This is a genomic window from Bartonella sp. OT172YNZD, from assembly GCF_042193725.1.
GTDB lineage: Bacteria > Pseudomonadota > Alphaproteobacteria > Rhizobiales > Rhizobiaceae > Bartonella > Bartonella grahamii_A.
The window spans coordinates 41,237-50,792 of sequence record NZ_JBHILZ010000011.1; the positions used below are offsets into that span (position 1 = coordinate 41,237).

The following is a 9,556-nucleotide window of genomic DNA, read 5'->3' on the forward strand; positions in this document are numbered from 1 at the left end:
CCCTAAAATTACTAAATTATAATTTAGCTCAGCTCAATTTGTTTTATATTGATCCTGCGTAGCAGGACGAAGTTCCACCGATTCGCCACACCCACATGCTAAAACTTGATTAGGATTTTTAAAGACAAAACCAGCACGAAGCGTTGTCACTTCATAATCCATCTGCGTCCCTAATAAAAATAATACCGCATCATGTGCTACAAAAACACGGGCACCATTCACTTCAACAACATCCGCATCTATCCCCATTTCTTTGACAAGAGTAATTGTATATTCCATCCCTGCACAACCACCTTTTTTGATACCAACAAGAATACCCTGTGCATCTTTTGCATCCATAATCGCTTTAACACGATTCACTGCTGCTTCCGTCAAATTTATTACCGAAAAACGGCTCATCGTTTACTCTTTTCTTAGTTCAATAGATACTTTGAAAGTTTTTCCTCTATAATATTCTGTCTGGTATTTTAGAAAAAAACAACAAAACATAAATTAAAGCATTCTGTCCTTGTTTATCTGGATAAAAACGCATACCCATAAAATGAGATTTGTGATTATAGAATCCAGAACTTACAATTTTTTGTCCACATAAATGCAAAATACCTCGTTTATAAAAACTCTAGACAAAGGAAAACGTTTCAATATCATACATTCACTCCTCTCCTTTTGAAAATCTTTATCTTTTTAGAAAAGTAACGATTAGATAAGGAAAAAATATACCTCCCGCACTCATTTGCTCCCCTCCTTCTTCAATTCATACCCCTTCACAATCTGCAAAAGTAATTAAATGCATACATCTATTAACTATAGAGCTAAAAATTTAATGATCACAAAGAATTTTACAGATTCGTTACGTATCTTGAATTAACAACAAAATATTGATGTCCAAAATTTTTACTTTTAAAAGCTCTCAGTGCAAGAGCATTTTAGATTTTATTCTGTTTATTTTTTCTCTTGCCTTTAAAGAAACAGTCATTTAATCGTTCTACACGAACTCGGAGCGTAGCGCAGCTTGGTAGCGCACTTGACTGGGGGTCAAGGGGTCGTGGGTTCAAATCCCGCCGCTCCGACCACTTTTAAAATACTATAAAATAAAAAATAAGCTTGGTTCTTAAGAGAACACGCACGAAACGCGAGACCTTTTGCCTCGCGTTTTTTATTCTTCAGAAAAATTTATAATTATTCGGTCTCATATTTTCTAAATTTTCTTTACACGATAACGTCGCTGTTATCATTTTTTGTAATGGATGGTGATATCTGTACGGGTATCTTTTTGGGTTTTAATTCAGCTGGCATTTCTCTTTTAAGCTGAATATGAAGAAGCCCATCTCCAAGTTCTGCTCCAATAACCTTAACATGATCAGCCAAATGAAAACGCCGTTCAAAAGCACGCGAAGCAATACCTTGATAAAGGAATTCTCGCTCTTCATCATCATTTTCAGACTTTCTATCTCCCTTAACGATCAGCTGATTACAATGCGTTTCAATATCAATTTCATCTTGAGAAAAACCAGCAACAGCCATAGAAATTCTATAAGAATCTTCAGTTAAACGCTCGATATTATAAGGGGGATAAGAAGAAACTTCATCTGGTTGTGTTCTAGAATCAAACCAGTTAAAAAGATGATCAAAACCTACTGTGGAACGATAAAATGGTGAAAAATCTACTTGACGCATAATATTGCCCTCCTCTAGAGCGACTATAATTTATAATTAATTCACAAAGTTCCCAAATGGCAAACTTACTTGTGAATCTGCGGTCCCATCATGGCAACCGGTACTATATTATCTGGTAATCGTTTTTCTTTATTTCAACTCTTTGGGACCTAAATTGATAAAAACTATCTAAAAAATAATATACCCCTTTTTAAATCTTTTTTCTTCATTACATAAATGTCAAAGCATTAAGCAGCAAATACACTGTAAAGGATTTCAATTGGAAACACCTCTTTATCCCATAGACTGGGGCTCCACTCTTCCTAATATCCATCATGGTACTCTTAAAATAGCAATAGATCACGAAATTCGTTTTGCTATAACATATCCTGAAGTGGAAAAATCTAAGGGAACAATTGTTATTCTCAAAAGCTACGAAAATACTTTAGAAAAATATTTTTTATTAATAAATGAAATTTCTAAACGCGATTTTCATACAGTAATATTTGACTGGTTTGATCAAGAAAAAACATCCTTCAAGATAAGAAAAAAAAGCCGACATAATTATTTTGATATAAATAATGATATTAATGACTTATATAAATTTCTTAAAAATATTGTTTATCCTAATTGTCCGCCTCCTTACTTTATGCTCGCCTATGGCATAGGGGGATTGATAGCACTTAGCGGATTAGATCTCATTCATCATCAGTTTAATAGATTGCTTTGTGTTTCTCCCCTTTTTGCTCCATTCGGCAATAAAACGAATGGTTTTCAACATAAATTAACACAATTTCTTTCTGATGTAGGTCTTGGCTTTATACCAGCGAAAGATGGGAAAAAATTAAACAAAACAAAACAAAAAAATATACAATTGGGACACACGCATAAAATGCCGTTCCCTTCAATTAAGCCCACATCCCAATGGATGGCATCGGTATTTAATGCGATTGATTCTGTGAAGAGAAATGCACTTCACGGAGATTTACGAATCCCAACACTCTTTATTCTTGCCAATCAAAACAATATTGCAAACAACATTGAAGTGCGGCAATTATGCCAATACACACGTCTGACAGAAAGTATTACTATTACAGGCGCTGAACTGGATACAATTATGGTTAACGAAGATTATAAAAAGCAATTTTTGGCAGCATTTGATGCATTTATTCCCGATAATGTATCTGTAAAATAACATTAAACCTTAATTTCCTCTCCGCCCTATCAAAAAAGAAATTTTCTACAAGCGTTGGATCTACAAACACTTTTTATATAATAGATTTTACTTTCCAACTATTCATATGATTCGTTTTCTAGCCTCTACAGGCAAGCTATGACCTAAATATTCACCACGCATTCTAATAAAAAACTAATATACAAAGTATATCATTACATTAAACAAAATTATTTTATATCATAAAAAATAACTTAATAAAAAACTATTTATATAAATAAAAATATTTTGTATAATTAATAAAAATAAAGATAATATATCTATCTTAATATTACATGATACATAATTTATAAATAAAACATCAAAATACTGTTTTCAACATATTATTAATTTCTAATTTAATATTAGATCTAGAAATAATAATAGTTTTCATCTATTAAAAAAACTGAAAATAAAGCGCATCTATAATATTTATTACAAATCTCTATAAAAAATAAATATAAAATTTCTATTTCTTAGGAAAACTTTTTAAAAACAATAAATTAACATGATATTCTTCTAATTTCTTGATATAGGAAGTCCCTATAGTAACGTTTTTCACAAGTTTTTTAATGGAATTCTGATAATAATCAGCAAATTTAAAAGAAAAGATAGCAATAAATCATCTTAAAAGTTTTATAGCTCTCCTTCTTTTTGCAAAATCACATAGATTTCGAATTTAACCAACTCACAACGAATATGCTGTATTCTGAATAAGAATGTAAGAATTAACCATTTTGCCATTCATTTCAATTATGAGCATTTTACCATCTTTTTTATAAATACTCTATATTGTATAATTGATGCGGCAAAACTCTGACAAATGGAGCCATTGGAACATAATCATGAAACGAATCCTGCTCGCAGAAGATGATAACGATATGCGTCGCTTTCTCGTAAAAGCCTTAGAACGTGCAGGCTACGAAGTCGCCGATTTCGATAATGGTATTAGCGCGTATGAACGTTTACAAGAAGAGCCATTTTCTCTTCTCCTAACTGATATTGTGATGCCAGAGATGGACGGAATCGAACTCGCGCGACGTGCTACTGAGATTGACCCTGATTTACGAGTAATGTTCATTACAGGTTTTGCAGCGGTAGCACTCAATTCAAATAGTGATACTCCTCCTGATGCAAAGGTTCTTTCTAAGCCATTTCACTTACGTGAACTCGTCAATGAGGTTGAAAAGATCCTTATCGCTGCTTAAAAAATATTTTTTTAAGTTATTTGCATCTGTTGTAAAGAGAAAACGAAATTAGGCATTGACGTTTGTCATTCTATATGGTGTATGCAACATCAATGAATGGGCGTGTAGCTCAGCGGGAGAGCACTACGTTGACATCGTAGGGGTCACAGGTTCAATCCCTGTCACGCCCACCATTCAACTTTATAGTATAAATAAATTATTGCGTTATCCTATTCTTCCAAGATACGAAATATGTAAATAAAGGTTCGCGAACAAGATTTCCCAACATGCCTCTACACAGAGCATGCTTTACGGAGTGTTTCTAATATTTTTTTGCGTTCTGATGGCGCCTCTTGGGGGGAGTCCATCTAAAAGTATCACAAACGTAACACCAGTTTCATTTTGCCACAGATTAGAAGTTTGATTTTAAAATTCTTTCGATAAGCATAGGCTTCTGTTCTGAAAAATAGTGTTTATTTCCTGATATATCCCCTGTTTTTCTTAATTCCTTCATGTCTGTTGGTATATACTTGTCATCCAAACAGTTAGATATAACAACAGCCACTTCGATAAATATAAAACACTTAGTCTTAGAGCTGTATTTTAAGTTTACCAATTACATATTATAATAAAATCTTTAAAAGAATAAAAAACACAATAAAAGAATTTTTTTATTCTGACAATACATTAATTTATAATCATGTTTTATTGTTTCTCATATTGAATGAGAAATCCGAATATCGTAATGTTTTCTCATTTTAAACCTATTTATATTGAATCAATTAAAACTATCTCTCTTACATGTCATAAAAGGAATTGGTATTAGGTAAAAATTATATAAAAAAGAACTAAAATGCCGATAACTGCCTCAAGTGCTAAGATCTATCGCAACATCAGGGACTGGCAAATAGGCAAAGTATATGATAGTGTTGGTTTATTTCTTCATAAGTGTAAAGATGATGGAGCTCAATGGATTTGCCATTGTACCATTCACAAGTGCCAGCGTGAAGTGAGTTTTTGTGAGCTTTAAGAGATATCTCTTAAAAAAAGCGCGTAAAATGGCATTCTCCTCACACTGTATCCCTATTGAAATAATGATCATCTTGAACCGTATGAGTTTAGATCTTCAGATTTCATTTGCATAACAGTTTAATGTAATTGTTATCCAATAATAAAATACCTCTAATATGATGTACAAACTACAAAGAAATAAAAAAACATTTGAAAATGTAAATGTGAAATCTAAAAACTTAACTCTGAGATACAATCTATCTTCATTCATAATTCAAACAGAATATGTGCAAGATAGCCTATAAATACACAGTATACATTCTTAAACGTATAAGACTAAGAAAACCTAAACATTGATGAAAATCTATAGCCCTACCTGAGAAACAGTGACAATCACGTTAAATCAAATTGTCCGCAAATGTCTCTCATTGAAAAAACAATATCTTATCTGGATCTTATTTTGGCGGTACATATAACACCTTTTTATAACCTATTGATTTTATTTAAACTTGGCGATCCCGACAGCTCTGCCATCCAAATTTTACTAGTGTGTAACTTATTGATTCTACATAGCTTTTTTCAAGGTTCGGGATAATTAAATAAAGGTTCGGGAATAGGATTTTCAAACTTGCCTTTGCAAAGAGCGTTTTTTTTTGCCAACTTTCTCTAAAAATTGTTTGAGTAATTCTAAGTCTGCTTGTGAAACAGTGTTGATTATTCTAGAAAACATACCAACAGCTTCACGCTCAAATGAATCAGAAGGCTTTATTGTAAAACTCGTACGACAAGCATCCGATTCTCTTCTCAAACGTTCTGCTGCTTCTTGATCTAAAGCATAGAGTTCAATGATCTTTTCCTCCATTCCTACAGGAACAGATTTTTTGCCAATTTCAACAGCAGACAAAAACGCTAAAGATATATCTAATTTTTTAGCCATATCTAAAAGGCGTTCTGAATGATCAATACGAAGTTTGCGTAAGGTTTTGCCAAAAGGTGTGATCATCTAAAAAATCCTATTAGAGAAGAAATATTTCTTCTGATTCTAACAAATTTTTTCGAAACTTGCTTCAATTATTGCGAATAAGAACTTCTTTTCGAGGCGTTTTTGGTGACTTTTTCAAGGAGAAATTTGATGCATCTAATTTTTTGAAAACCACTGTTTTAAATGTGTAATGACATTATCTATCGCGTCTATGAAGCGGGCAAAATCGAGGATAAGCAAAAAAAGAAAAAAGGCTATCCACTTCATGAGACGTGACATTACTTTCACACTTTGGTAGGTAATAATGATTTCTTGAAGCATCTCTTTCTCCGCTTCTGTAAGCTCTGTGTGTTTTTCAGCTTTTTTTCTTACCATGTTTCCACCCACACAAGCGTTCGCCCTGCTTGTTATGCTTTAAGATCTCTCTTGCTAAATTGGAACTGATGACGTTGACATCTTGCCTGTCTAAATAAATGGGCAACCAACCAACACAAGAGACATACTTATTTGTCCCGCAACCAACGAGAAAGAGCAACACGCACATCAGTATCACTTTTCTGATTAACTTCATTTTCCACCTCAAGTCGTGCTATTGCTGCCTTTAAAGCCTTTTCTGTTTGCTTTTGCTGTTCTGCTTTTTTTCCAAGAGTAAAAGCTTTGGCTAAAGCCATAAAAAAAGCGGCTAGAGCCGCACCTGTTAACAGCAGATTTTTTTTCATCCATAAGATCATAAACAGTGCTCCTTAAAGCGCTTAGAAACAAAGAAAATGCCAGCACATGCTGCTAAAACCATAATGAAAGCGAAAGCCCATTGAATAGGACCATTGCCAGCTAAAAAACCACCAAGACCCGAGAACGACCCAATAATAGGTGCCAATGCTTCTGCTTTAAAAAGACCTGTTGAATCCTTTGTTTCTACCGTTTGATAGTTCGAGGAAACAAAAGCACCCTTTGCCCATAATCCTGCTTCTGCTGCACGTCGGTGGACAAGACCTTGTAAACGCTTTCCACCTGCTTTGGTCCATTTTTGTAATTCCGCAGGTATTGCTTCATAATCACCTTTGTTGAGTTTTTTAAGTAACGTAGAATTCTGAAAAGCTGGAATACCTACATTATAACAAAAGGAAACAAGTGCACCAAACTGCTCGTCACTTAAAATCACACAAACCGCTTTTTCTACAGCTTGTTCATATTGCCGCAAATCTGATAAAAGCATGGTTTCAGCTTTTTTTTCTGTAATTACCATGCCCTCAACAACGATTGGTTTACCAGCTTTCCCCGTATGTCCATAGCCAATCGTCCAAACACCAGAGACATCTTGATAAGCCCGTAATCGCAAACCTTCCCACTGTTTTAAACAGTGTAAACAGTCTTTATTTATTTTCCGTGTCATTGCTTTATTCCATCCTATAAATATACCTTTATGAGTACTGCTCCGTCACCGCCATCCCCACTTGATGAGTCTGTTGCATCTTTACCAGGAAAATAACCACCGCCGCCGCCGCCATAAAGTACCTTACTCTCTTTAGGGCTTAAAGCGCCTTTACCACCATGACCGCCCCACATGCTATGACCACCATGACCGACTTGACCATTAGAATAACTACCGCCACCACCGCCACCGCCGCCATAAACACTACTTCCACCATCACCGCCTTTACCGCTCATGCCGACAGGTTTGTCAATGCCGCCTCTACCGCCTTTACCGCCAGTGCCACCATCGCCACCTCTACCGCCTTTACCGCCTAAACCATAAACACTACTTCCACCATCACCGCCTCTACCGCCTTTACCGCCAGTGCCACCAGCGCCGCCGCCGCCATAACCGCCCCAACCACCATCGGATAAAAAATTATCACCACCACGACCGCCAATGCCACCATTGCCAAGACCGTTGCCATAATCACCATAGCCACCATCGCCACCTCTACCGCCAAGAAAGCCATCTTTACCATTATAATCGCCATCTTTGCCTGTAGCATCCTCACCTTTAAACACGCCTTTTTGATAAGGTTTAATTGAGCCATTTCCACCAAAAGCTATAATAAATTGACCAACTACTGTGCGATCGCCTCTAGGATTATTAGGATTTTTTCCGCCTTTTCCAATACTGACCGAATTCTTTCCAAGAAATTTTTTCCTTGTTCTTACGTACGTACAACAACCACCAAAACCACCGTCACCGCCAGTGCCACCATAAATACTATCTCTCCCAGCATCGCCGCCACCCCAAGCCCATATCTCAAGTTCTGTCTCATCAGTCGTTCCTTCTGGCCAAGGAATGTCTCCACTTTCTGTCATGAGAATTTCAATAGGTTTGCTAACCCCACCACCATTGTTGCCACTGCTATTGCTGCTATTGGCTTTGATTGAAGCCATCAGATTGGCTGGTGAAATAAGCGCATCTATTGTTTTTGTGCCATCAATCCAGTCTTGTTTTTCAAGAGATTGAATGAGATCAACTTTTTTCTGTACACTATGTGCTGTATCTTGCGCTTTATTAGCTGTCGTTTGTGCTGTGGTCGCAATCGTTTTCGCATCCGTAGCATTCGTTTGTGCAACTTGAGCAGCACTTAATGCACTCTCTGATACCTCTTTTGCTTTATCAGAAACACTCATACAAGCTTGAACTGAAGCTTGTGCGTTATCGGCTGTTTCTTGTGCAACACTTGCCGCAGCGTATGCTCCATTTCCTATTTTTTGCGCAGATTCAGCAATTATTTTCGCATCTATAGCATAAGATTTTGCACCGTTTGCTGTGGTTAATGCAACCCGCGCAATATCCTTTGCCTCACTTGCTACATGAAGAACATCGTCCACTTTTTCTGCATGTTCTAAGATAGTTTTCACATGATCAATGTTTTCGGCAGTGATCACAACCTTTTCAATATCTGCGGCTACGGTATTTACACCCGCTATGTTTTGAGAGACGGTATCCACATGATCAATATGTCCAGAAACGGTCTTAATTTCTTCAATATGATCAGCATCTGTTTTGACTTGTTTTATTGCCTCGGCGACGATATTGAGCGCTCCTAGATTATTTGCCATCACGTGCACATCCGCTACAATATCATCTGGATTTATATTACTCGTAATTGGCACTTTGGGTGCACGGCTTATTTGTTCTGCTAATTGTTGAATTTGAATGGTTAATCTATCAAGCCCGGTATTGATAACATCAGGATAAAAACCGCCTTGGTTTGTGAGCTCAATCGGCTGCAAATTGGGAATATTCGATGTAATAACAAGTGTATGCCCATTAGCTAAAGCTCCCTTAAGCAAAGTAATATGTCCACCTGCAGTACTATTCTGATTGGGGTTGAGCTCTGCTTTATAATCAACGCCAAGCTTTAAGACTGTCTGCTGATTTTTAGCGACATCAAGCTGAAACACCTGTAATTCTTTCTCATCAAAAACCTTGAACAAAAAAGGAAAGCTGTTGCTTAAACCATTACCCATAAACAAACCGGCCTTACGACCCGTGGAAGAAATAGTCATTTGATC

Annotated in this window: 10 protein-coding genes and 2 tRNA genes; 4 read left to right on the plus strand and 8 right to left on the minus strand. The window is 36.1% G+C overall.

The window, feature by feature from the left end:
• Positions 1–33 precede the first annotated feature (33 nt).
• On the minus strand, positions 34–399 hold the full coding sequence (locus tag ACFIJS_RS06225; protein ID WP_375650677.1) for an iron-sulfur cluster assembly accessory protein: 366 nt from the start codon (positions 397–399) through the stop codon (positions 34–36).
• 597 nt (positions 400–996) lie between these two features.
• Here ACFIJS_RS06225 and ACFIJS_RS06230 point away from each other — a divergent pair.
• A tRNA-Pro gene (locus tag ACFIJS_RS06230) sits at positions 997–1,073 on the plus strand.
• 136 nt (positions 1,074–1,209) lie between these two features.
• Here ACFIJS_RS06230 and ACFIJS_RS06235 read toward each other — a convergent pair.
• Positions 1,210–1,677: an Hsp20 family protein gene (locus ACFIJS_RS06235; protein ID WP_375650678.1), complete on the minus strand. Its 468-nt coding sequence runs from the start codon at positions 1,675–1,677 to the stop codon at positions 1,210–1,212.
• Between the two features lie 259 nt (positions 1,678–1,936).
• Here ACFIJS_RS06235 and ACFIJS_RS06240 point away from each other — a divergent pair, with 259 nt between their 5' ends.
• From ACFIJS_RS06240 to ACFIJS_RS06250, 3 genes are all read left to right on the plus strand, one after another.
• Complete coding sequence (locus tag ACFIJS_RS06240) at positions 1,937–2,851, plus strand: serine aminopeptidase domain-containing protein (RefSeq protein WP_375650679.1); 915 nt, start codon at positions 1,937–1,939, stop codon at positions 2,849–2,851.
• Between the two features lie 863 nt (positions 2,852–3,714).
• Positions 3,715–4,077, plus strand: coding sequence for a cell cycle two-component system response regulator CpdR (cpdR, locus tag ACFIJS_RS06245; RefSeq protein ID WP_375613077.1), 363 nt, complete (start codon positions 3,715–3,717; stop codon positions 4,075–4,077).
• Positions 4,078–4,175: 98 nt separating this feature from the next.
• Positions 4,176–4,250 (plus strand) — tRNA-Val (locus ACFIJS_RS06250).
• A 1,439-nt stretch (positions 4,251–5,689) separates the two neighbouring features.
• On the opposite strand, the gene ACFIJS_RS06255 is transcribed toward ACFIJS_RS06250, so the two are convergent.
• The 6 genes from ACFIJS_RS06255 to ACFIJS_RS06280 all read right to left on the minus strand — a co-directional run bounded on the left by ACFIJS_RS06255 (position 5,690) and on the right by ACFIJS_RS06280 (position 9,550).
• On the minus strand, positions 5,690–6,070 hold the full coding sequence (locus tag ACFIJS_RS06255) for a helix-turn-helix domain-containing protein (RefSeq protein ID WP_007346739.1): 381 nt from the start codon (positions 6,068–6,070) through the stop codon (positions 5,690–5,692).
• Between the two features lie 135 nt (positions 6,071–6,205).
• Positions 6,206–6,424 (minus strand): hypothetical protein, encoded by a 219-nt coding sequence (locus ACFIJS_RS06260; RefSeq protein ID WP_375650681.1) that lies wholly within the window; start codon positions 6,422–6,424, stop codon positions 6,206–6,208.
• Entirely contained in the window at positions 6,405–6,620 is a 216-nt protein-coding gene (locus ACFIJS_RS06265) for a hypothetical protein (protein ID WP_375650682.1), read from the minus strand. Before ACFIJS_RS06265 ends, ACFIJS_RS06260 begins: the two co-directional genes overlap by 20 nt.
• On the minus strand, positions 6,553–6,780 hold the full coding sequence (locus ACFIJS_RS06270) for a hypothetical protein (RefSeq protein WP_375650684.1): 228 nt from the start codon (positions 6,778–6,780) through the stop codon (positions 6,553–6,555). The genes ACFIJS_RS06265 and ACFIJS_RS06270 overlap by 68 nt, the downstream gene beginning before the upstream one ends.
• The gene (locus ACFIJS_RS06275; protein ID WP_375650685.1) at positions 6,777–7,442 is read right to left on the minus strand and encodes a lysozyme; all 666 of its coding nucleotides are present in this window, start codon (positions 7,440–7,442) and stop codon (positions 6,777–6,779) included. Before ACFIJS_RS06275 ends, ACFIJS_RS06270 begins: the two co-directional genes overlap by 4 nt.
• Positions 7,443–7,456: 14 nt before the next feature.
• Positions 7,457–9,550 carry a hypothetical protein gene (locus ACFIJS_RS06280; protein WP_375650686.1) on the minus strand — a complete coding sequence of 698 codons (2,094 nt, stop codon included), beginning with the start codon at positions 9,548–9,550 and terminating at the stop codon, positions 7,457–7,459.
• Positions 9,551–9,556: the final 6 nt, after the last annotated feature.

Bases quoted from the DNA above. Each gene is read 5' to 3' on its own strand.
- ACFIJS_RS06225 (WP_375650677.1), bottom strand. From the start codon at position 399: ATGAGCCGTTTTTCGGTAATAAATTTGACGGAAGCAGCAGTGAATCGT.
- ACFIJS_RS06235 (WP_375650678.1), bottom strand. From the start codon at position 1,677: ATGCGTCAAGTAGATTTTTCACCATTTTATCGTTCCACAGTAGGTTTT.
- cpdR (WP_375613077.1), top strand. From the start codon at position 3,715: ATGAAACGAATCCTGCTCGCAGAAGATGATAACGATATGCGTCGCTTT.
- ACFIJS_RS06255 (WP_007346739.1), bottom strand. From the start codon at position 6,070: ATGATCACACCTTTTGGCAAAACCTTACGCAAACTTCGTATTGATCAT.
- ACFIJS_RS06260 (WP_375650681.1), bottom strand. From the start codon at position 6,424: ATGGTAAGAAAAAAAGCTGAAAAACACACAGAGCTTACAGAAGCGGAG.
- ACFIJS_RS06265 (WP_375650682.1), bottom strand. From the start codon at position 6,620: ATGAAGTTAATCAGAAAAGTGATACTGATGTGCGTGTTGCTCTTTCTC.
- ACFIJS_RS06270 (WP_375650684.1), bottom strand. From the start codon at position 6,780: ATGATCTTATGGATGAAAAAAAATCTGCTGTTAACAGGTGCGGCTCTA.
- ACFIJS_RS06275 (WP_375650685.1), bottom strand. From the start codon at position 7,442: ATGACACGGAAAATAAATAAAGACTGTTTACACTGTTTAAAACAGTGG.
- ACFIJS_RS06280 (WP_375650686.1), bottom strand. From the start codon at position 9,550: ATGACTATTTCTTCCACGGGTCGTAAGGCCGGTTTGTTTATGGGTAAT.